The organism is Mucilaginibacter phenanthrenivorans (genome assembly GCF_024721155.1).
Lineage (GTDB): Bacteria > Bacteroidota > Bacteroidia > Sphingobacteriales > Sphingobacteriaceae > Mucilaginibacter > Mucilaginibacter phenanthrenivorans.
On record NZ_JAHVAP010000005.1, the window covers coordinates 704,941 to 726,710 of the forward strand.

Here is a 21,770-nt window from a genome sequence, read left to right on the forward strand (position 1 = left end):
ATCGTTTTGAAAATCAAACCAGGTCGAAGCGGTCGAGGTTCATTACCTTAACCCACGCTGCAACAAAATCGTTTACAAACTTCTCCTGCGAATCCTCACAGGCATATACTTCGGCAATGGCCCGAAGCTCCGAGTTGGAACCAAAGATCAGGTCGACACGGGTACCGGTCCATTTGAGTTCACCTGTAATACGATCATGCCCCTCAAAAACCTCCTGCGTATCGGATGTAGTATTCCACTTTATGCTAAAATCAATCAGGTTGGTAAAGAAATCGTTGGTGAGCGCTCCCGGGCGTTTGGTAAAGATCCCGTATTTAGACTGGTTGAAGTTGGTGTTCAGCGCACGCATGCCACCAACCAAAACAGTTAGTTCAGGCGCGGTTAGCGTTAAAAGTTGTGCCTTATCAATAAGCATTCCCTCCGCCGATGCGGTATGATGGCCCTTTAAATAATTGCGGAACCCGTCTGCATTAGGCTCCAATACCTCGAATGACTCCACATCAGTTTGTTCCTGCGACGCGTCTGCACGTCCCGGCGTGAAACCAACTTTCACATCAAAACCGACATCCTTTGCAGCTTGCTCAACGGCTGCACTTCCGCCTAAGACTATCAAGTCAGCTATAGAGACCTTTTTACCACCGGATTGAGCGCTATTAAATTCGTTCTGAATACCCTCAAGTGTTGACAGAACCTTAGCCAGTTGTGCCGGATTGTTAACCTCCCAATCTTTTTGCGGCGCCAGTCGAATGCGGGCGCCGTTGGCGCCACCGCGTTTATCTGAACCACGGAATGTTGATGCCGAAGCCCATGCGGTTGATACCAGTTCCGATACGGAAAGGCCGGAGCCCAGGATCTTACCTTTTAGCGCAGCGATATCATTATCATCTATCAATTGATGTGTTACAGCTGGAATAGGATCCTGCCAGATCAATTCCTCAGCTGGAACTTCCGGACCAAGGTAACGGGCACGCGGTCCCATATCGCGATGTGTAAGCTTGAACCAGGCACGGGCAAAAGCGTCGGCAAACTGATCCGGTTTTTCAAAAAATCGTCTTGATATTTGTTCGTAGATTGGATCTGCACGTAATGCAATATCAGAGGTAAGCATAAATGGCGCGTGGCGTTTCGCCAGGTCATGCGCATCGGGAATAGTACCTGCGCCGGCATTGTCCTTTGGCTTCCATTGGTGCGCCCCACCCGATCCTTTGGTCAACTCCCATTCGAAGCCGAACAGGTTTTCAAAGTAATTATTGCTCCACTTTGTCGGCGTGGTGGTCCATGCGCCTTCTAGTCCGCTTGTGATCGTATCACCCGCATTGCCGCTGCCAAATGTATTTTTCCAGCCCAGGCCCTGCTCTTCGATGCCTGCGGCTGCAGGTTCGTGAGCGACGTATTTGCCGGGGTCGGCAGCACCATGGGTCTTACCGAAGGTATGCCCGCCGGCAATTAGTGCAACTGTTTCCTCATCATTCATTGCCATCCGGCCAAAAGTTTCGCGGATGTCATGGGCTGATCCAAGCGGATCAGGGTTTCCGTTGGGGCCTTCCGGGTTAACGTAGATCAAACCCATCTGCACAGCACCAAGCGGGTTCTCCAGTTCACGATTTTCGGTATAGCGGCTATCGCCCAGCCATTCTTTTTCAGAGCCCCAGTATATATCTTCAGCAGGTTCCCAGACATCCGCACGTCCGCCGGCAAAACCAAATGTCTCAAAGCCCATCGACTCAAGCGCGCAGTTCCCGGTAAGGATCATCAGATCCGCCCACGAAATTTTCTTGCCATATTTTTTTTTGATCGGCCAAAGCAACAGACGTGCCTTGTCCAGGTTCGCATTGTCGGGCCAGCTGTTAAGCGGTGCAAAGCGTTGGGTTCCGAAGCCGGCCCCGCCGCGTCCGTCGGAAACGCGGTAAGTACCTGCGCTGTGCCAGGCCATACGGATAAAGAACGGACCATAATGCCCGTAATCTGCCGGCCACCAAGCCTGCGATGTGGTCATCAACTCAAAAATATCATTTTTTACCGCATTCAGATCAAGACTTTTAAACTCCTCAGCATAGTTGAATTCCTCACCCATTGGGTTGGATAGTGAGGAATTTTGACGGAGAATATTCAATTTTAATTGATTAGGCCACCAGTCGCGGTTCCTGGTGCCGCCGCCTGCAGTTTGTTTTAACGATCCATTTAAAAAGGGACATTTAGCTGCATTGGCCGGATCATTAAGATGAGATAACTTGGTAGTGTGATCTGTGTTGTTTTCCATAATTATTATAGTTTAATTGGATTTGGCTATAACTCAAATTTAGGGAAATCTTTATTCAGATAGCTAGCCAATTCTCATAAATAAGCAATCTTTATCGTCGGGATTGAAGATCAAGCCAAAGCCGAAATTATATCGTCGACCCGGGGTTATCGCAAGTATTCTGCTTGTGAATTCAATTGGATTAAACCTCATAAATATTCGGAAAGCTTGAAAAAAAGCGCGGGAAAGTGCGATTCCCTCCCTTGGGAGGGCGAAGGGAGGGGTTTCTGCGCTATGCTTTACGCTTGATTATCAATGGTATTCTAGTTCGAGAAACCCCACCCTTCCCCGCCCCGAGGCGGGAATCGCACCAGCCACTGCTCACATAATTTGCTCCGAATATCTTTGAACTAAATCAAAACCATTTAGTTCAAGTTTTATAAACATTGTCGAGGCTGTCATTTAAAGCAACTGCAGTAGCCTTGGATTATTTGAACTATCTCATGTAAATTCTAAATCACAAACGAATTATCACCGGCCTTAAGCAGGTATGTTTTGGTTTTCCATACTAATATTCCGGTTGTTTTCAGCGGCAGATTGATATTGATCTTCCACTTACTGCCTGTTAGCAAGTAACTTACCGCAACCTTGCCATCCGGGTGAGGAATTTCGCCGCTTGCCTTGGTCATTGTTCCCAAATGCGGCTCAATTTTTACCTTCTTAAATCCGGGGGCGTAGCTGTCTATTCCTAATACGGTCCTGTAAAATTCAATATTCGGACTGGCGCCCCAGGCGTGGCATTCAGAGCGTACCGTTTTCAAGCTCGAGTCCTCGGCCCAGGTGGTCATGCCCATGGCGATGTTTTCGCGGTAAATACCCAGCCAGTTCATATAGTCATTTCCCTTACCTGCCTTTATCAAAGCCTGGTTTAAATAATATTGAAAGTAAACGGTGCATTGGGTTAAGCTTTTGTCGCTCAGCAGCAAATTCGCCATGGCCGGCATATCCACCGTGTTTACCATACCGGTAAGGATCGCCAGCGAATTCACATGCTGCGAATAACCGGTTTTCTCCCTGGTATCGGCATACAACTTTTTAACAGGGTCCCAATATTTCCGCTGGATGGTGGCCTTTAATTGCGCAGCCTTTCGATTGTAGATATTTGCATAATCCTGCAGGCCGATTTTAGCTTCCATTTCTGCCGCCCATTGGTAGGCCCAAAGCAGTTGCAGGTCGTAGATGGCCGCGCTGCCGTCTTTGCCTTTCACATCGCCGCTCATATTTCCTGCCCAGTCAACAAATGCCCAATAAGGCGTGTTTTTTAATGAGCCATCAGGCTGCTGGTATTTGCTGAAAAAATCAAGGATGGTTCTTTCGCCAACCAGCTTATCTTTAATAAAATCGCCGTCGGGCTTGTACATCCAGTAGTCATGCAACATGCAGATATACCATAAAGAAAACGTGGAAATGATCTGCGTGCCCTTGGTTGGGTAACAGCTCCGGGTAACGCCCTCCGCCAAACGGGAATGATCGATCTCTGTAAGAGCGTTACGCGCCAGCCTGTCATCACTGCTGTTATAATAAGAGATCAAAGCCTGAATGCGGGTATCGCCAATGTATTGCAACTGCTCGTAATAAGGGCAATCTGTGTAGGTTTCCCATGCGTTAAGCCTTGCCGTACGCCAGCCAATATCCAGGATCTGCTTAATCTCCGCATTATCCGTATTAAATACCGCGGCCTGTTTAAATGGATAGCCGGTGAACGTTCCATACAGGTCGTCTATCACCAGCGGCTCATCTTTTGTTTTTACTATCAGCCTGAGATATCGGAAAGTGCGAAAGTTAAGCGTTGTAAATGATTGTCCACTGCTTCCGTTTGAGAGCAGGCTATCTATCCGCCCGATAAAGTCTTTGCCGTCAACATCATTACGGTTGCTTTTCCTGGTACCCCTGCTGCCTTTATCGAAAAGCACTTCTGAATACCCTAAGGAAATCCCGGCATCCTTGCCACCGCTAAAATTCAGGGTTACATAGGCATTTGTCTCGAAGGTTTGATCGAGCAATATAACGGCCATCGTATTGGCCGGGATAGTTACAGATGTCTTGGTTTGCGGAAATGCAGCAGGCACATTAACATTCGTTGCGCTGCGTAATTTAGGAATGCGCTGATAGGTCATTTCCCTTGGCGGCAAGGTGGAAGGCACCAATGCCCAGTCGATCCCCCAGGCCATGCCTTTAAGGGTGCCGCCCATTATCTTGCCTGCAAATGGCCAGGTGGTATCATCATAATTTGTGGCCGTCCAATCTCCTTTAACGGCCAGGTTCATATCAACCATTTCGCCTTTACTGGCCGCAAAGAAAAATCCGGGGACTGGCTGATGCCCCATATCGCGCATGCATTTCCAGCTTGTATTGGTGTTCAGCACTTCTTCGGCAGGCGAATTGCCCTGGATAATAAACCCGGTGCGTACGCTGATCTGTGCCTCGGGGCGGTATTGCGCCTCGTTCCAAACAAGGGCAGCTATTGTATTTTTTCCGGTGACCAAGTATGGCGCAAGGTCCACCGTTTCGTAATTCCAGTAATAAGTATCCCCGCGGGCCGGGCCAAGTGACACCAGGGAGCCATTAACAAACAGTTTATATCGGTTATCTGCCGAAACATGAATGACAAAACTTGCAGGCTTTGCCGCCAGGTCAAGATTCTTCCGAAAATAATAAACCCCGTATTCCAGCCCGTTATCATGAGGCGAGGAGATCCAATCGGAATTCCAGGGACGGTCCGCATTCGAGGCCAGGGATTGGGCATAATTATTTTTTACCGGCAACAAGCCGGCAAGGGCTAATAGGAGCGTAAAAAAGTGTTTCATTATCAGGATTAATTGGCAATAGTTTCGGAGGTGAAATTTAGCAAGAAAAATCGATTTAGCAAATGATTTATAATCATCTGCTAAAAATGCCCGAAAGAATTTTTCTTACCATTTGTTAAGCGATGGTCTGAAAACACCCATCTACCTTTGTATGATGAAAGAGAAAGTGTTACTGACCGGCATTTCCGGTTTCCTGGGTTCGCATACTGCAATCCAGCTTTTGGAAAAAGGCTACCTGGTAACCGGTACCCTGCGCGATTTAAAACGGGCCTATGAAATCAGGAAGATCATAGCTGCTCACACCAAAAACGCAGATAATTTAAGCTTTGCACAGGCAGAACTTTCTGACGAAGCGGCCTGGCTGCAATTAACCAAAGGAATGGATTACGTTCAGCATATTGCCTCGCCCTTTCCCCGTACCTTACCAAAACATGAAGATGAGCTGATCCTCCCCGCAAAAAATGGCGTATTGAATATCCTAAAAGCGGCGTCGGCTAATAAAGTAAAGCGGGTGGTATTGACATCATCATCAGGCGCTGTACTATACGGCAAGAAAAAAGGAAAACAAAGCGGCACCTTCAACGAAGGAACATGGACGGATACCAGCATTTCAAAAGACACAACTCCTTATTTGCGCAGCAAAACTATTGCTGAAAAGGCAGCATGGGACTTTATTCAATCAGACAAAAGCGGCATGGAACTGGTAACTGTATTACCGGGCGCTATCCTCGGCCCTGTGCTGGAGGAGGATTTTGGAACGTCGGCCAACATCGTGCTAAAAATGTTAGACGGTAGTATTCCAGCCTTGCCGAATATCGGTTTTGATTTGGTTGATGTCCGCTCGGTAGCAGAGTCGCTTATTTTGGCGATGGAAGTTCCTGAAGCGGCAAACGAGCGTTTTATCAGCTCGGCAGGCTACATGACCTTTAAGGAGGTTTCGACTATCCTAAAAGAAAAATATCCCGAAAGGAAAATCCCTAAAATGATATTGCCAAACTTCCTGACCAGGCTGTTTGCCTTGTTCGACAAAACCTTGCAGCCGGTATTGCTCGACCTTGGTCACCAAAGAAAGGTGGATAACAGCAAGGCAAAAAGAATACTGCATTGGCAGCCAATAGACAATCGGGAAGCAGTACTTTCCTGCACAGAGAGCCTGATCAGTTTGGGATTAGTAAAATAATCGATAGCTTGCAGTATGGATAACCTGGCCAAGGCTTTAACGTTTGGCGGCATTTTAAATGCTGATGAAATTGAACGCATAACCGTTGCGTTCGAAGTTAAAGTATTAAAAGCGGGTGAACATTTTTATAAGCCCGGCGATATTGCCGATAAGCTTGGCTTTGTTGACAGCGGCGTAGTCCGGGTATATATCCCCGGGAATGAGCTTGAAGAAGCCACGAAGTACTTTATGCGGAAAAATCAATTTTTAATGGAGTTTGAAAGCTTCTACGATAACAACCCCGCGCCATCAGGAATACAGGCAGTTACCGAAGCCCGTTTGTTAACTATTAATCGCAATGGCTGGAACCGATTAACTGAAGAAGTGCCAAAATTATTCCTGCTAACCAAAATGCTTACGGAGGCTGCCCTTATCAATAAGATCAGGGACAATGAGTTTTTAAGTTTCGGAACTGCCCGGCAGAAGTACGATGAATTTGTAAAAAGGTACCCGGACCTGGCGCTAAGTGTTCCGCTGCAATACATTGCCTCCTACCTTCAAATTACGCCGCAATCGCTCAGCCGGATCCGTAAGCAGACCGGCCGTTAGCTTTAGGGTGCACAAATGCGATAAAATATCTTCAAATTATTTTCTTTCTCAATCGTCTTACCGGTAACATGATAATATAATAGCGTATGAGCTTAATTGAAAATAAAAAAATAGCAATCGTTGGTGGTGGGCCCGGTGGATTAACCCTTGCAAGACTTTTGCAGATGAACGGCGCCGACGTAAAGGTTTATGAACGGGATTTGCATAAAGACGCCAGGGCACAAGGCGCAACGCTTGATTTGCACGATGAATCAGGTTTAAAGGCGCTCCGCGAAGCCGGGTTGATAGCTGCGTTTTTGGCAAATTACAGGCCGGGTGCCGAACTCGTGCGCATTATCGATAAGTATGCTACTATAATAGCTGAAGATCAGCCAACACCGGAAGAAGAAATTGGTCGACCGGAAATTGACAGGGGACCCTTACAAAAGATTCTGCTGGAATCATTACAACCCGGTACTGTTACCTGGGATTGCAATTTTGATACCCTGTCGCAGCAGGACCGTGGCTGGAAACTCAGGTTTAAAAACGGCACTACGGCATTTGCCGATCTTGTTATCGCTGCGGATGGGGCCAACTCAAAGCTCCGGCCATATGTAACACCTATAAAACCTTTTTATTCCGGTATTATGGTGGTTGAAGCTTCGGTATACAACTCAGAAACGGCAAGCCCGCGGATGCACAAGTTACTGAGAGGTGGAAAGATCTTTGCCTTTGGCGATAGCAAAACCCTGATTGTAAGTTCTAAAGGCGACGGTAGCCTGGTTTTTTATACCAGTTTTAAAGCCGGTGAGGGCTGGCCCAAAAAAAGCGGGATAGATTTTAGCAATAAAGCCCTGGTGTTGGATTGGTTTAAAACCGAATATGATGGCTGGGATGCAATATGGCAGGAGTTATTTGAAAATGCTGCCGTCCCTTTCGTAACGCGTCCTATATATTGCATGCCTTTGGATCAAACATGGGAACCTCTACCCAATTTAACCCTGCTTGGCGATGCCGCTCACTTGATGCCTCCTTTTGCCGGTGAGGGAGTTAATATGGCTATGCTGGATGCGCTGGAATTGTCTGAATGCCTTACAGGTGCAGGTTTTGACGATTTGCAATCGGCAATTGCGGCTTATGAAACAGCAATGCGGGCAAGGGCCACCGAGGCAGCACAGGAGTCGCTCGATTCAGGAGAATTGCTACACTCGCCCGGCGCAATTTCGTTTATGATGAACATGGGAGGCCAAGGCAGTATGCCCGCTGAGTTATAAGTACGTGATATGGCGATTTTTCAATTACAAAGTCTCAGTTCTTCAACTTATATCTTTTATTGAAGAACAGGATCAGCAGGAACAATATACCTGAAATAAACAGGGTGCTTAATACTGCGATCCATAGCCCAACGTCATAGGTTCCTGTCCAATTTTTATCGGGTACTGGCTTAAGCAGCGCCCTGTTCGCTCCATCCAAACCTGTAATTGTATGTAATAAGATATTTGATATCACATGTACGCTTATTGCGGCCCACATGGAGCGAAAAAGCACGAACGACAGGCAAAATACAAGAGAATAACAAGCTGTTGTCGTAACCATTTTTAAACCATAAAGATTAATTCCAATGCCTTGCAGGTGAAATAAGCCAAACGGTAATGCCATTATCAAAGCTGCCTTACGCCAATCAGCCAGCTGGCAGCATATGATGAAGAGAAAACCTCTGAACATTAATTCCTCTAACGTATTGCCTGACAAGTAAGAAACGCTCTCCTGCAAAACCCGACCAGCCCCAATTTGACCGGGCACAAAATGATAAGGGGCATATATAAATAACAAGCCGGCAATACAAAACATCACTACCGTGCCGATGAGTGCTCCGCCAAGTATCCCTGGAATTGTTTCTTTAGTGGTAGATAATCCCAACGCCTTTCCAGGCAGGCCATTTTGTTTTAGTAAACGGGAACTAACATAAATCAAAGCCAGGTCGGCTGTCAGCGTTACTGTTATGCGAACTAAATATGGGATAAGATTTTGAGAGGAAAATGTTACCTGCCCTAAAATATTTATCCCCCAGGCAACTGCCGCTAATGGGATAAATATTAATACCGAGCTTAGTTTAAATCTAAATTCGGGTTGCCTTGTAAAATAGGTTGATGCCAGCGGCTGAAGCATTTTACAATTTAAAAATTGAGTTGCTATTTAGAGTGTAATATTGAGGCTATGTTACACACTTAAGCTCCGGCCATTTTAAGCTTTCCTCCTGGCAGAGACTTCACTTTTCCAATTTTATCAGCGTAACTTTCCTACACCATGAAGAAATTTTGGTGCTTTATTCATTACCTGGTTATAAGCTTTGGTATTTATACACATATAAACATAAGCATCCCAACCTAAATCGAGAAAGATCAGCCGTTGATCAATTGTTTGCAGATCCTTATCAAGTGATTTCAGCAGGCCAATTATAAATTGCTCATCCCGCAGTTTTTTATTACTTAAGTTATTACGAAAAGCTGCTGCATTTTTCCATACCGGCTTTTTCAATAGTGTTTCTAGAAAGGCTTCTATTTCATATTCGTTTTCTTCTCCCTTCCAGTCTGTCATATAAACAAGGTTTTTGGAAGACGCAAAAAGGTATAAGATCTCTATCGGTTTCAGATCTTTAAAATCAAACTGGTTATTGCTTTTTATCAATTCATCATTTTGTATCCGAAAAGCCTTTAGATTACGGGCATACAGATTTTTAAATGCTATGAATTCAGCATAACTATCACCCAAAAGATGTTCGGTCTCGTTTAAAAAATCCTGTTGTTCTGTCGATTTTCGCTTTTTAATAACCAGGTCGTATACAAGGGCGGTGACCATCATGGTAATAAATATGATAGTGACCCATGTCGTACTTAATGACTTTATTAAGATCCCGAATAAGTAAACAATTCCAATTAATATAGCTATCGACAATACTATTATAGCCAGAATTAATTTTGCTGTGATTTTGATCTTCATTTGATTTGCCGCCCATCCGGATGCCGCAAAACTAATTTACAAAAGTTTGTTTAGCGAAAAACTCCATTCAATAAATAGTTAAAGGTTTTTTACAATAGCCGACATTAGTCAACCTGATCTGACCTTCAGTTTTTTGCCCGATCCCTCAATTACAAACAAACCAGCTATCGGCAGCCTTTCGAAGTTCGCTGCAATCCAGATTGTTGTCAGAGGCCCAGGCGATAATCCCATCAGGGCGGATCAGTACGGCGCTCAAACCTAATTGCTCCTTCGCACTGCCCGAAACATACTTGATTTGATCGCCATATTCTCCCGCCAAAGTTTTAAGAGAAGCGTTCCTGCCAAAATCAAGCAGAACTCCCCGACCATCGCGCATCAGTTCGCCAATCTTCGTACCATCCTCCAATTCAAAATTGGGAACGCTGCGGCCTGCTAAAGGTTGGTTGCTGCCAAGATCATATTTTGAGTTAACACCCCATACCCGCCCTGCAAAATAAGTAGCACCATCGCGTGTGTCCATAAGGTCGCGGATGATTGAATTCAGCGCGCGGGCATCGGAGTTCGGCTTCATGATCGCAACCTGGGCGCGCGACCAATCCAACACTTGTTCACCAATTGGGTATCGTTCGTCATAGTAACTATCAAGCAAGCATTCCGGCGCTTTATTTTGGATGGTTGCCGCAAGCTTCCAGCCAAGATTCATGGCATCGCCCAGCCCGAGGTTAAGCCCCTGTCCGCCCAGCGGCGCATGAATGTGTGCAGCATCGCCGGCTAAAAGCACCCGTCCGTTGCGGTAGGTTGTGGCCTGTCGTGCCCTGTCAGTCCAGGTAGTTGCAATATGCAGGGCGCTGATGGCAACATCGGTGTTCGAGACGCGGCGCAGCACCTCCTGCACATGTTCGAGCGTAATTGGCCTGTCTGAACCATGAAATGCCCCGCCATCGAAATCCTGGATCACCACATAGCCTGGCTGCGATTGCAGGTACATACCCGCTGCTGTTACGTTTCGGCCAGGGCTTAGCTTCTCCGGGTCGACAATGTCAACCCGGGTAGTATAGCCGGTAAATTCAGGCTCGGTACCGGCAAATTCAAAACCGCCTGCCTTGCGAACAACACTCCGGCTGCCATCGCAGCCCACGAGGTATTTGCCTTTAAAAGATTGCTCGCCCGACTGAACTGTTACCCCGTCCGCAGTTTGATGGAAGCCGGCAATGGCAAGCCCACGCCTGATTACTACCCCCAGGGCTTCAGCGCGGCGGGCTAGCACCGTTTCAAGCTCCTCCATTTCAGAAATCAAACTGGTTTCGGTAGAGCCTGGCAGGCGATAGGTCCATTGCGAGGTATCAATATTACCTTCAAGAAATGGAATGCCGGCAAAGTGGCCCACCTGCCGGCGAGGCCCCTGTACAACATTTTGGTGTGGATTTTTAAGGCGCTTATGTATCTCCAGTTGCTCCAGCAACCCGCGGCGATAAAGCGTTTCGATAGTTGGAGCCGAAAGTCCGCGGATCCCGAAAGGAAGCTGCTTCAATGGTGAATGCGGGTCCTCGGCCTTTTCCAGCACAAGTACTGAACATTTTGCCAGTGCAAGCTCACAGGCGAGGAACAGGCCTACAGGCCCTGCGCCGGCAATAATTACATCGTAAATAGTATGATCTTGTTCGGATTTATTGTTTTTAAGTGTTGCTTTCATATAGAATGATTGAAAGCACAAAATTCCGGAATACTGCTGCGCTAGGATTGTACAAACGCGACAAAATCCTCGCTTAAAACAGGCTTCCGCTTCTTAGCCTCCCGTGCGAATGCTGCCGGCGTAGTGCCGCTGTAGCGTTTGAACTCCCTGCTCAGATGGGATTGATCAGTATAGCCAAGTTCATGAGCCAGGCCAGCAAGATTGGTATTAGGATCAAGCCATAATTGGTTTCGCACCTGCTCAAAGCGGATCAGGCCCGACACGTCCTTAACCGTATAGCCGGACGACTGCTTGAAGTTCCTTTCCAGTGTACGGACCGTGGCATGAGCCGCCTCCGCTACCTGGCTTACCGGCATAGTACCGTTTGCCGCCCTCATTGCAACTCCCGCTTTGAATAGCATACTGTCGGCAGTAATCCCCGACCGCGCCTCCAGGGAATATTGCTTTACCACATCCAGCGCTTCATCTACCCTGCCTGCTTCGATACAATTACTCAGCGCGGGTTGCAGCCGGGCAATAGGGTGTTCAAAGGTGCGTACGCCATCCTTACCGGGCTGCAGTCCGAGCAAATCGAATACAGTCCATGGGAAGCACCTGACGCCAAGGATCTCCAAACGTCCCTTTGTGTAAAAAACAGCAGGCTGATTGAGCAGCCCCATCATAAACGGCGATGGCAATGGCTGCAGGGTTTCATTGGTATAAATACTGCAGCCGTTTCCGAAATGAAAGATAATTTCAGCGTAGCCATCAGGCTGTACCTCAAAACTTGATGCTGCTTCTCCAACTTCTCTCCTGTTATACCAAAAACACTTTATGGTATCACGGAGCTCTTCCGGAGGGGTAAATTCCTGGTGATGCATTTTTAAAGGTAGCACATTCACCTTACAAGCGATAAAAAAAGAAGCATTTTAGCGTTAGGGTTGTTTAGTAGCCCATACCTGCCAGTTTTCGAACTATTTTACAGAAGGGTTCGATTCCTCGGCAGCTACCTTGAAAAGGCTCAGGCAGGAAGATTTAGGCATTTTCGTTGATTGGATGCGCATCGCCAACGGCATACCTTTTCTTCCATATCATAAAATTCAACACAAATTTTTTCTTTTGTATCAATGAGCGCCAATCGATAAATAAAATGGCAGACAGAAAAATCAGGCCTACTATCAAACTGGAAACAGACTTCCAGGAAAACCCTCCGGCGATTATGCTTTCAGCGTTCGTCGAAACATATTTTCCCAGGTGTACACTAATGGCATCGCTTGTAAACTTACCGACAAAAAAAACAGGCATTATATAAGACATGTTTATTTTTGCCATTCCACTTGCCAGGAACAAAGGCGTAGTGGGCAGGGGCAACAAGGTATACGCAAGGATTGCTACCTGGCCCTTCCATCCCTTTTCCCGCATTTGATCCCCAAGAAATTGAACATCTTCATTTTTTGATTTCCTGAATATTCTATCCGCCAAAAACGGGATATATAATGCAAGCAAATACCTCCCGACAATTGACCCTGCAACGCCGATAACAATAACCCACCAAATATTTAAACCAAAGGCGATTTGCAGAAATACCATGATAGTAAAAGCCGGTGGAAGCGGGAAAGGCACTACATCAAACAGAAACGAACCGATAAAAACCAAAAGATATTGCCACCACATATTTTAAAAATCAACCGTTTATGCTAATTAATTCCGTTCTAAAGGTACAAACGACAATTTGCAGGCAAATGACCAGCATCATTTAATCTGTTGAGGCAGGTCACTTTAAGCAACAGGCCGATTTAGACGGGCGGCAACATCTAGCCTGCGCCATAGTTAAAAATAGGGTTTACAGGGGTTTAGCGGGGAGCTGGCCTCGAACCTACACCTCTATATCATAATTGTTCATTGACGACGGCGTTATACCAAACCGCTGTTTAAATGACCTGCTGAAGTGGGCGACTGTTTCAAAACCACTTTCAAAAGCTATTTCGCTGATCGGTTTTTTGCTACGAATGCTTAATAGGCTTTTACCATATAATAAACGCTTTTCCAATAGCCATTTCCCCGGTGTGGTGTGAAATATAGTTTGAAAATCTCTTTTAAATGCAGAAAGACTACGGTTGCTCAATTGGGCGAACTGCTCCAGTTTTAGATTATAACGGTAATTATCCGTCATTATTCTTTCCAGGGCTAACGTGCCAGGCTCATTCACCAGTGAGCAAAAGTAGGACAGCAGCTCAACATTGCCAGGGTTATCTGCTATGGTCAGGATCAATTCCTTAAACTTTAATTCCAATAAAGATTGAGCGGGTTCCCTGGCTTCACTGAAATATGACGCCATAGAAAGAAAGAAACCTGCCAGGGTTTCGCTGGAGTTTAAGGTGATCACTTGCCTGTACCCAGCGTACTTAACTGGCGCGCTGAATTTTTCGCCAAGGGTTTGGCAAATAAAGTCATCGGGTATAAAGAACAAAACAAGGCAAAAACCTACATCGAAAAATTGCTCCAGTACAAATGCCCCCTTCCGGACGAATACGCAACTGCCGGTACCAATGTCATAAGAACCTTCAGACGTATGCCAGATCTTCCTGCCCTCCACCACATAAAAGAGATAATTGTACTGCGTCCAAAGCGCCGAAAATTTGTTCTTCATCAGGCGCGCTTCGGCCGGGCAGCTAAACACGGTGATCAGCGATTCATTGCAGCTAAACTGACGGTGATAATTCGGGTGCTGCAGCACACTTTCGTACAAATTGATCATTAAACAGCTAAAAACTAAAGTTAATCATTTTGGACTTTAAAGTCACTATTCTGGACTTTTTAGACAAATTTTTCTTGTCCTGCACACTTAATTTTGACATGATAAAACGAACAGAATGGCAATCAAAAGTTTAAATCATTAAATACATGAATCCAAACAAAGCACTATGGGAAAAGGGTGACTTCACCCAAATTGCAGCAACAATGCGCGAAAGCGGTGAGGAGCTGGTTGGTAAATTGGGAATAACCCAAGGCCTTAGGGTACTTGACCTCGGCTGCGGCGACGGCACAACCGCCATCCCGGAAGCCAGGCTTGGCGCAGACGTTACAGGTGTTGATATTGCTGCTAACCTGGTTGAAGCAGGAAATGCACGGGCAAAAACTGAGGGGCTAACCAAATGTAAATTCTATGAAGGCGATGCAACCGACCTTCATGAGTTGAAGGATAGTTCTTTCGACCTGGTGGTCAGCATATTTGGCGCCATGTTCGCACCAAAACCGTTTGACGTTGCTAAGGAAATAGTACGCGTTACCCGTCCTGGCGGCAAAATTATTATGGGCAACTGGATACCCGGAGACCCGACGCTGGTGGCACAAATACTCAAAATTAGTTCGGCCTATGTGCCGCCGCCACCCGAGGGCTTTGTCAGCCCGATGCTATGGGGTATTGAGGAAAACGTGGCAGAACGTTTTACAGCCACCGGCGTCAGGAAGGAAAACATTTCCTTCGCCAGAGAAACCTTCACTTTTAAAGCGCCTTATAAGCCCGCTGAGTTTGTCCAGGTGTTTAAAAATTACTACGGGCCTACTATGAATGCTTTTGAAGCGGCCGAAAAAAATAATAAAAGCCAGGAACTGCAGCAGGAACTGGAAAGGTTGTTCAAAAGTCAAAACACGAGCGATACTGACGGCGCTACTTGTATAAAGGCTACGTTTTTGAAGGTTATGGTAATTAAGTGAAACGGGGAGCAGGCAGATCCGGATCGCATTGCCGGATGGCCTGCTTCCGGCTTTTTTAACTATATTCGGGAATCAATAACCGATAAAATAAACCCATGACCATAACCGAATTCATCAGCACTGCGCCGGCGGAAAGGCAGGCCACCTTAACAACCTTCCACGAAGCAATCCTGGCCAACGACCCGACCGTGACCCCGGTGATAAAACCGATGATGGGCAAGGAAATGATCCTGTATGAAGAACGCTGTTACATGAAATACGGGCTGGCCAGCGTCAAAAACTATATGTCGCTGCATTGCATGCCCATTTATATGAACACGCCCCTTCATTCCAAATACGCGGGCCTGTTACCCAACGCCAAAATTCAGAAGGGGTGTATCAATTTTACGAGTGAGGAGGAGTTTCCGCCCGCGATTTTAACCGCCCTGATTGCTGAATGCTCATCCATCAGCATCGCGGATATGCTGGAGAAACGGAAGAAAAAGTAAGGGGAGCGGCAGCAAAAGCGTTCCATTTTTCCGCACGGAACACGTGGAACACTATGAAACATGCTGATTATTAGAATGTTTCATTTTTGTATAAACCTATTTCAGGACAAGACCTCAAACAATTCCCAAATTAATATGGCAGTTCCCCGATATAATTACCCGGAGGTGAGTAATTAGCCACCACGTAGATATCGCCATTGGCGGCAATTGCCACGCCAACACCAATTTGCGTTGTGTTTTTCCAGACCATTTGCGTGTAATGGCCCGTGCCACCTTTGCCTGTAAATTTTTCGTATTTATAAGCCTTTATTTCGCTGTACCAGTTCTCGGAGGCGTTCAAAGCGGTGTAGCCGCTGCTGCCCATAAAAATATTCTCGCCGTTTTTGTTATCGGGGCGGTGCGAAAATGTATTGGTGCTGGCTAAATGGTCGGCCCATTGCTGGGCGTAGGCTGCAAGTTGGGTGCTCCAGGTGAGGGGCGGTGACCCTACTTCTTTGCGTATCTTATTATGGTGATCCAGTATGCTTTGGGCATCGGCAGGAGAAATTTTTGAGCCGGTTGTGTCTATTTTGCTCTGGGCGTGGCAGAGGGTTGAGATGAGGAGGATGGCTATTATGGCAAAATTTTTCATGACAATTTTTTAGAGAAGTTATTGGTTACTATTTGGACAACCTTTTGCTTAATATATTGTTTGTTAGTTAATTAGTAACATTAAAATACGCACCTTAATTATTGTCGACCCAAATCCAGTAAATTATGGGTGACGGCGTAGTCATACTGTTGTGTGGTCAGGTAAATTACATCGTTAGAGTCTTTAATCTGGTAGAATTTTCCCGGTAAACCATTTTCCTTGGCTAATCCCTTCATGAACGCCGGAAAGCCAGCATCAAGCCACCCATATGCCGTGTGGAACAGATGCGAATGAATTTTACCCTTGGATAAATATTGTAATTTTATGCTGTGATTTATTTTTCTCTGGTTGATTTTTGTCGGAGCAAATGCGCCATGGGTGATTCTGGCCAGATGGCTTAATAAATTGACATAAGGATAATGCGGGCTAATTAAACTTGAATCTAAAGGATAAATTACTCCGGGGAAATTGACCAGCAATTTATTGATAGAAAATAGATTGTCGGCCTCAGCATTGTCGATTGCCGTGCTGATTTCTGCGTTTGAAAGATGTGCGAAAAGTCCAATTTTCCGCCATTCTACTATGGTGCTATCTACCTTTGCCGATGTTAGCGTACTATCATAGCCGTCCATGCTTACAGACATATAAAAAAAATTGGGCTCCTTCATGAATACTTCCGTTTGCTCTGCTGTTAGTGCAATAAGGGCAAAGTGGCGAAAATGATCATCTGTGGTGGTGCCAGGACCAAACATGACACTGTGCAGTCTGAGCGGTGAATGCTGATCTGTTAAAACCTTATTGAATATGCGGTCGAAGTCCTCGATAAAAATGTCCTTAGGGCTAATTTTTCCCTGCTTGTTTTTGTAGTTATTAAATGCGAGGCTGGTATGTTTATAAATTTGCCCCTTGCAAACTAAACTGACCTTGAACCGGACTCCGGGTATAGAAAATGAAGTATCCGGTATTGTTGTATAGCTAAAATTGGTAAAATTAAGACTGGGCACCATTGATGCCATATCGCGATGTATCTGCTCGAGCCAAACATCCGGGTCGTCGGGGTATTTTGCCAGGTCAAATACCCTATCCAACTTGCAATAATCATTTAACTGAAATGACGACTCTATTTTACCATCCCTGATATCGTTCCCCAACCGTACAAAAGACGAATCACCAATAACCCCACTTGTGTGCAAGTCTTGCACAACCGGCAGTAATTTATTTGGCGCAAGCTGCTCCAAACGTGAACTCATTTCTGTCAAAGTGCCGATCATTTGCAGTTCAGCCACATAGTGGCCACTGTCTATTGCTTTTTGTGTGTAGGTATATACCCTATCAGTTAGTAAGCCCGCCTTCTTAATTTTCTCCAACAAATTACGAAGTGTCGTATTAATGCTATCCTGACTTTTTTTATTGAGATGGCTTTCACCATACGAAAGCATAATTCCCGTTTTATGAGGATTTATATGAAATGTTTTTTGCATCATGATGCTTTCCATACCTGCGAGAATTGCAACACGATCAGAGGAGTGTCCGCCATATTTAAACTCCTTTAGTAACGTTGGCCGCTGCTTCGCAGTTATAACGCCATATTTAACAAGGCTATCAACAGTTGCATTGCGCGACTGCCCACAAACCATGTTTAACAAGCCGAAAAAAAAGATCAGGACGATAAGGCAACGTTTCATAACAGCAATGAAGATAAACATTGTTAAATGAATATCAATGAATAGCTTGCATGCCAAATGAGGAAGTTTATTATTTCAAAAACTTTGCTAACGAAGCCGGCTACTTTACAATGCAAAATTTGTATTTTTAATCTGTTGTTGAATTGGCTTGTCAATTACCTATCGCTTTGTTAACTGTCAGCGGGCCACAAACGACGCGCTATGCGGCAGCTACAAAACATTTGCGGCAGCTGGGGGGAGGCTTACGGCAGCGAGGGGAATTGATCATTCATAGGGTACATGATTCACATTATTATTTCGGGCGTTTAGGCACAAACTAACGAGGCCAGCAAGCTGCCGTTTTTCCTGAATGAAAAAAATTAAAACCCTTTCAAGTCCGCTACTATTAATGGAAGAAATACAGAGTTCGGAAAACAAACAATTGCAAATGGCTCTTTTTAAACAAAGGGGCCTGGATGCTTATTTGAATCGTGATCTCTCAAAATTTCAGGAGCGGTTCGAGACCCTACAACTATTGTTGGATAAACCTGCTAACAATGATAATTATGAACAGGCGTTCAGTATATTCTATGATATCATTGACGCTGTACCCCTGTTATATAATGAACTAAACGGTTCTGATATTTTCAGAGCACAAACGAACAGGCCTAATGAACTATTTGATTCCCAATCACGAATCTCCTATAATAAGACCTATCCCAAGCTTATTGCTCCCGGCAAATTCAATGTTTGGTATGAACCTATGTTTTATGGTTGCCTTCCATACAGACCTGTAAATGACAACGAATACCTGCCGCCCTATTTGACTGCCACTTTTGAAACTTGCAAAGAATTGAAAAGCAGAACGATTCTGTTGCAGGATTTTACGATTGGTCAATGGAAAAATAAATCCCCTTTTCACGTCATTAATTTATGTTTTGACGACTTTCATTTGGCGCATAATTATGAATTGAAAAGAGCAAATGATGAATATGTAAAAGACCTGACAGAAAATTTAAGTGGCCCTGCAGGGGATTTTGTACACCAACTTTTTAAGTATTATTCGGAATTATGCCGAACCGGAAGTAATGAAGGTTCTTATTATATTTTAACAGCCCTATTCAATGCTATACGCCAATATTATGGTAATGAAAATGCAGAAGTTAATGGCCTAATCAGTTGCAGCGCTGCAACTGATGGGGTTGGTTTAAACATTGTTTTAACTCCAGAAGCAGTCGATAAATATTTATACTTGAATGCCGTCCTTATGTACCGATTCTTTTTGGTGCTACCTGAAGCATTAAAATACGCCGCCTATCCTTGCAGTGAAATCATTTTAAACCACCAGCAAATAGACGATTTCAATTTTACATTTAAGGAGTATTTAATTCCAGCAGAACGGTTTTAAAAAAAGATGAATTTATAATTGCCTACCGCATTTTTTGGCGTATATCATATTTTGTTTTTAATTATTACCCTCACTGGTCGAAGTTTAACAACTTCGACCTAAAATATAACAAGCATTCTGCTTGTCTGTGAACAAAAAAAACACCCGATTAAGCATCCATGCTTAAACGAAAAACAATTGTGAGTGTCCACACTCGCGAGAAATAAATGGGTATCACCGCAACAAAAAAGCCTCAAATCTTTCGACTTAAGACTTTCTATTAAGTTGTAGCCGTTACTGGACAATTCTCGAACTATTTTATGGAAGAATTATCTATTTTGGCCAAAATTTGGATCATTAAAGATAACGTTTAATTAAATACTATCTCTGTCTGTGATTCTTGGAGGTATTGCTTTAAGATTCTCAAGTTTCGAGCCTTTTCCAAGCATTTGATTTGCGGCTCTAAAATCGCCACTATGAAATAAAGTTTTCATGATATCTCTGCCAACATAACTGTCCCAGTTGTTATTTATTACGGTAAGCATTTCATTAAATAAGATAGAGTCTGAAAAATTAACTTGTTTATCTTGCTCATCTTTGTTTACAATAATATAAAACTTAGAATATTGAATCTCAGGTAGAAATATTCGACAAAATACATGAGGAATAAATAAATAAAGCATTAAAGCATCATTTTTGTTATCTGTAAGTTTTTCAATTTCATCTGCAATTCTGTCCGGATCTTGATAGTTCAAAAAACAAATATCTACTGCTTTTTCAATTATCTCTTTATAAATCAATTGCTCATCTTTATTTTGACCAAATATCTTTTTTAGAAATTCCATAACGTATTATTTGCAGGAAAAGTAAAAAATATAATCCAATAAAAAATCTCTCACTGGTCGAAGTTTAACAACTTCGACCTAAAAAATATAACAAGCATTCTGCTTATCTGTAAACAAAAAAGCCGCACTCTGCTGCTGCAAGTGATTTTCCGATACCGCAAGCCTTCCGGCTTTTGTTCCGCAAACGGGTAGCCCGCTTTGCTAACGAAGCGGGCTACTTTATAATGCATAATTTGTATTTTAAAGCTGTTGTTGATTAGGTTGTCGCTACCTATCGCTTAATGGCCAAATTCCTGCACCCAATAACCTCACTGGTCAAAGTTTGGCAACTTCGACCTAAAATATAACAAGCATTCTGCTTGCCTGTAAACAAAAAAAACGCCTGTTAAGCATCCATGCTTAACAGAAAAACACTTGTGAATATGTACACTCACGTAAAATTAATAGATGCTAAAAAACAAAAAAGCCTCAAATCTTTCGACTTGAGGCTTTCTATTTAAATGTAGAGGGAACGCGCGAAATGTCGAATTTTTAGAGGATTTGAAGGCGATTGTAAATGCAACAGATAGGTTATCTTAAACCGAAGGTTTCTACAGTCCAAGCAAGAGGTTTAGAACAACGTGGGGTTATATATGCCTACCCGGTAGTTTTCTCATACGTACCCGGTCAAATAGACAGCCACTGATTGGCAACTTTATATACATCGAAGCCATATACTACCAATCAGTTTTTAATTCGGGGCAAAAATTGTATTTCACTTTCATTACTTAATTCAATGCCCGGCTTTCCCTCGTACTCGATCACTTTTCCAACCACTCGCAGCCGTCTTCCTTTGTAAAACGCTACCGGATTAAAATTGTTAAGATTTTTCCCCTTAATTAAAATTGTAAAATCCTGATTAGGGTAATCCGCACCTATGAGCAATGTCTCTAATTTGTTGGCTTCAACTATCCTGAAGCTCACAACCTTACCAGCTGTAATTACTGACTTGTTGATATAGTTGCCTAAATCCTTTGAATCAGCTTCTATTAACCCCCGTACCTCAAAAGCGCTATTGTCATGCTTAGAAGGCAGGACATCCGGAAGGGCGCTTATTTGTACAGTCGGATTCATAAAGCTCATTTCATGCTTAATATATCCCTCCCCACGGGGTTCAATTAAATAAATAGGAAAATCCCTCGCATAATTATTGCGCTCGATCTGCCTTGCCAGTGCTATGAGCGTATCAAGGTTTGCTAATTTTATGACCCGCAGTTCTTTTTTATTAATCCGTGCAGCGTTATCTTTGTTTACAGCGTCATAAAAAAACGTCGGCTTTCCGTGATTTTCAAGACAGGGACATTGAATAGCAAAGTATTTATACCGACCGTCGGTAGTTAACTTCCACATTCTGTCATTTCTCGGGGTATTCGCTGTATCTAACAAATAATATACAGGATTGGTGTTTTGTGTTTTCTGTGCGAAGCCTTGGACGACTGGGAACAGCAGCAGCATAAAAAGTATTTTTTTCATG

Annotated in this window: 18 protein-coding genes; 6 read left to right on the forward strand and 12 right to left on the reverse strand. The window is 44.3% G+C overall.

The features are described 5' to 3' along the window. Positions 1–13: 13 nt before the first annotated feature. Positions 14–2,260, reverse strand: coding sequence for a catalase/peroxidase HPI (gene katG, locus KXD93_RS15100; RefSeq protein WP_258138006.1), 2,247 nt, complete (start codon positions 2,258–2,260; stop codon positions 14–16). 491 nt (positions 2,261–2,751) lie between these two features. Continuing rightward, the gene (locus KXD93_RS15105) at positions 2,752–5,106 is read right to left on the reverse strand and encodes an alpha-L-rhamnosidase-related protein (RefSeq protein WP_258138007.1); all 2,355 of its coding nucleotides are present in this window, start codon (positions 5,104–5,106) and stop codon (positions 2,752–2,754) included. Between the two features lie 151 nt (positions 5,107–5,257). On the opposite strand from KXD93_RS15105, the gene KXD93_RS15110 reads away from it, so the two are divergent. From KXD93_RS15110 to KXD93_RS15120, 3 genes are all read left to right on the forward strand, one after another. Then, positions 5,258–6,286 (forward strand): SDR family oxidoreductase, encoded by a 1,029-nt coding sequence (locus tag KXD93_RS15110; RefSeq protein ID WP_258138008.1) that lies wholly within the window; start codon positions 5,258–5,260, stop codon positions 6,284–6,286. Between the two features lie 15 nt (positions 6,287–6,301). After that, positions 6,302–6,874, forward strand: a complete 573-nt coding sequence (locus KXD93_RS15115) for a Crp/Fnr family transcriptional regulator (RefSeq protein ID WP_258138009.1) — start codon at positions 6,302–6,304, stop codon at positions 6,872–6,874. Positions 6,875–6,960: 86 nt separating this feature from the next. Next, a complete protein-coding gene (locus tag KXD93_RS15120) occupies positions 6,961–8,127 on the forward strand; it encodes an FAD-dependent oxidoreductase (protein WP_258138010.1) in 1,167 nt (388 codons plus the stop codon). Between the two features lie 34 nt (positions 8,128–8,161). Here KXD93_RS15120 and KXD93_RS15125 read toward each other — a convergent pair whose 3' ends face one another. The 6 genes from KXD93_RS15125 to KXD93_RS15150 all read right to left on the reverse strand — a co-directional run bounded on the left by KXD93_RS15125 (position 8,162) and on the right by KXD93_RS15150 (position 14,283). Beyond that, positions 8,162–9,022: a CPBP family intramembrane glutamic endopeptidase gene (locus KXD93_RS15125; RefSeq protein ID WP_258138011.1), complete on the reverse strand. Its 861-nt coding sequence runs from the start codon at positions 9,020–9,022 to the stop codon at positions 8,162–8,164. Positions 9,023–9,139: 117 nt separating this feature from the next. After that, on the reverse strand, positions 9,140–9,853 hold the full coding sequence (locus KXD93_RS15130; RefSeq protein ID WP_258138013.1) for a DUF6630 family protein: 714 nt from the start codon (positions 9,851–9,853) through the stop codon (positions 9,140–9,142). 145 nt (positions 9,854–9,998) lie between these two features. Then, positions 9,999–11,546: an FAD-dependent monooxygenase gene (locus tag KXD93_RS15135; protein ID WP_258138014.1), complete on the reverse strand. Its 1,548-nt coding sequence runs from the start codon at positions 11,544–11,546 to the stop codon at positions 9,999–10,001. Between the two features lie 41 nt (positions 11,547–11,587). After that, positions 11,588–12,406 (reverse strand): helix-turn-helix domain-containing protein, encoded by an 819-nt coding sequence (locus KXD93_RS15140; RefSeq protein WP_258138015.1) that lies wholly within the window; start codon positions 12,404–12,406, stop codon positions 11,588–11,590. Between the two features lie 154 nt (positions 12,407–12,560). Then, on the reverse strand, positions 12,561–13,199 hold the full coding sequence (locus KXD93_RS15145) for a hypothetical protein (RefSeq protein ID WP_258138016.1): 639 nt from the start codon (positions 13,197–13,199) through the stop codon (positions 12,561–12,563). Between the two features lie 202 nt (positions 13,200–13,401). After that, positions 13,402–14,283, reverse strand: coding sequence for a helix-turn-helix domain-containing protein (locus KXD93_RS15150; protein ID WP_258138017.1), 882 nt, complete (start codon positions 14,281–14,283; stop codon positions 13,402–13,404). Between the two features lie 146 nt (positions 14,284–14,429). Between KXD93_RS15150 and KXD93_RS15155 the strand changes: the two genes are divergently transcribed. Together KXD93_RS15155 and KXD93_RS15160 are read left to right on the forward strand one after the other, a co-directional pair. Continuing rightward, complete coding sequence (locus KXD93_RS15155) at positions 14,430–15,242, forward strand: class I SAM-dependent methyltransferase (RefSeq protein WP_258138018.1); 813 nt, start codon at positions 14,430–14,432, stop codon at positions 15,240–15,242. A 95-nt stretch (positions 15,243–15,337) separates the two neighbouring features. After that, positions 15,338–15,730 (forward strand): DUF1801 domain-containing protein, encoded by a 393-nt coding sequence (locus KXD93_RS15160; protein ID WP_258138019.1) that lies wholly within the window; start codon positions 15,338–15,340, stop codon positions 15,728–15,730. Positions 15,731–15,860: 130 nt separating this feature from the next. On the opposite strand, the gene KXD93_RS15165 is transcribed toward KXD93_RS15160, so the two are convergent. Together KXD93_RS15165 and KXD93_RS15170 are read right to left on the reverse strand one after the other, a co-directional pair. Then, complete coding sequence (locus tag KXD93_RS15165) at positions 15,861–16,361, reverse strand: CAP family protein (protein ID WP_258138020.1); 501 nt, start codon at positions 16,359–16,361, stop codon at positions 15,861–15,863. Positions 16,362–16,459: 98 nt separating this feature from the next. Further along, positions 16,460–18,046 (reverse strand): hypothetical protein, encoded by a 1,587-nt coding sequence (locus KXD93_RS15170; RefSeq protein WP_258138021.1) that lies wholly within the window; start codon positions 18,044–18,046, stop codon positions 16,460–16,462. 349 nt (positions 18,047–18,395) lie between these two features. Here KXD93_RS15170 and KXD93_RS15175 point away from each other — a divergent pair, with 349 nt between their 5' ends. Then, on the forward strand, positions 18,396–19,433 hold the full coding sequence (locus KXD93_RS15175) for a hypothetical protein (RefSeq protein ID WP_258138022.1): 1,038 nt from the start codon (positions 18,396–18,398) through the stop codon (positions 19,431–19,433). Between the two features lie 353 nt (positions 19,434–19,786). Here KXD93_RS15175 and KXD93_RS15180 read toward each other — a convergent pair whose 3' ends face one another. Both KXD93_RS15180 and KXD93_RS15185 read right to left on the reverse strand, forming a co-directional pair. Then, positions 19,787–20,257, reverse strand: coding sequence for a hypothetical protein (locus tag KXD93_RS15180; RefSeq protein WP_258138023.1), 471 nt, complete (start codon positions 20,255–20,257; stop codon positions 19,787–19,789). A gap of 723 nt (positions 20,258–20,980) precedes the next feature. Further along, positions 20,981–21,769: a hypothetical protein gene (locus tag KXD93_RS15185; RefSeq protein WP_258138024.1), complete on the reverse strand. Its 789-nt coding sequence runs from the start codon at positions 21,767–21,769 to the stop codon at positions 20,981–20,983. Position 21,770 lies beyond the last annotated feature (1 nt).

Coding starts and splice junctions, on each gene's coding strand:
- katG (WP_258138006.1), bottom strand. CDS start 2,260: ATGGAAAACAACACAGATCACACTACCAAGTTATCTCATCTTAATGAT.
- KXD93_RS15105 (WP_258138007.1), bottom strand. CDS start 5,106: ATGAAACACTTTTTTACGCTCCTATTAGCCCTTGCCGGCTTGTTGCCG.
- KXD93_RS15110 (WP_258138008.1), top strand. CDS start 5,258: ATGATGAAAGAGAAAGTGTTACTGACCGGCATTTCCGGTTTCCTGGGT.
- KXD93_RS15115 (WP_258138009.1), top strand. CDS start 6,302: ATGGATAACCTGGCCAAGGCTTTAACGTTTGGCGGCATTTTAAATGCT.
- KXD93_RS15120 (WP_258138010.1), top strand. CDS start 6,961: ATGAGCTTAATTGAAAATAAAAAAATAGCAATCGTTGGTGGTGGGCCC.
- KXD93_RS15125 (WP_258138011.1), bottom strand. CDS start 9,022: ATGCTTCAGCCGCTGGCATCAACCTATTTTACAAGGCAACCCGAATTT.
- KXD93_RS15130 (WP_258138013.1), bottom strand. CDS start 9,853: ATGAAGATCAAAATCACAGCAAAATTAATTCTGGCTATAATAGTATTG.
- KXD93_RS15135 (WP_258138014.1), bottom strand. CDS start 11,546: ATGAAAGCAACACTTAAAAACAATAAATCCGAACAAGATCATACTATT.
- KXD93_RS15140 (WP_258138015.1), bottom strand. CDS start 12,406: ATGCATCACCAGGAATTTACCCCTCCGGAAGAGCTCCGTGATACCATA.
- KXD93_RS15145 (WP_258138016.1), bottom strand. CDS start 13,199: ATGTGGTGGCAATATCTTTTGGTTTTTATCGGTTCGTTTCTGTTTGAT.
- KXD93_RS15150 (WP_258138017.1), bottom strand. CDS start 14,283: ATGATCAATTTGTACGAAAGTGTGCTGCAGCACCCGAATTATCACCGT.
- KXD93_RS15155 (WP_258138018.1), top strand. CDS start 14,430: ATGAATCCAAACAAAGCACTATGGGAAAAGGGTGACTTCACCCAAATT.
- KXD93_RS15160 (WP_258138019.1), top strand. CDS start 15,338: ATGACCATAACCGAATTCATCAGCACTGCGCCGGCGGAAAGGCAGGCC.
- KXD93_RS15165 (WP_258138020.1), bottom strand. CDS start 16,361: ATGAAAAATTTTGCCATAATAGCCATCCTCCTCATCTCAACCCTCTGC.
- KXD93_RS15170 (WP_258138021.1), bottom strand. CDS start 18,046: ATGAAACGTTGCCTTATCGTCCTGATCTTTTTTTTCGGCTTGTTAAAC.
- KXD93_RS15175 (WP_258138022.1), top strand. CDS start 18,396: ATGAAAAAAATTAAAACCCTTTCAAGTCCGCTACTATTAATGGAAGAA.
- KXD93_RS15180 (WP_258138023.1), bottom strand. CDS start 20,257: ATGGAATTTCTAAAAAAGATATTTGGTCAAAATAAAGATGAGCAATTG.
- KXD93_RS15185 (WP_258138024.1), bottom strand. CDS start 21,769: ATGAAAAAAATACTTTTTATGCTGCTGCTGTTCCCAGTCGTCCAAGGC.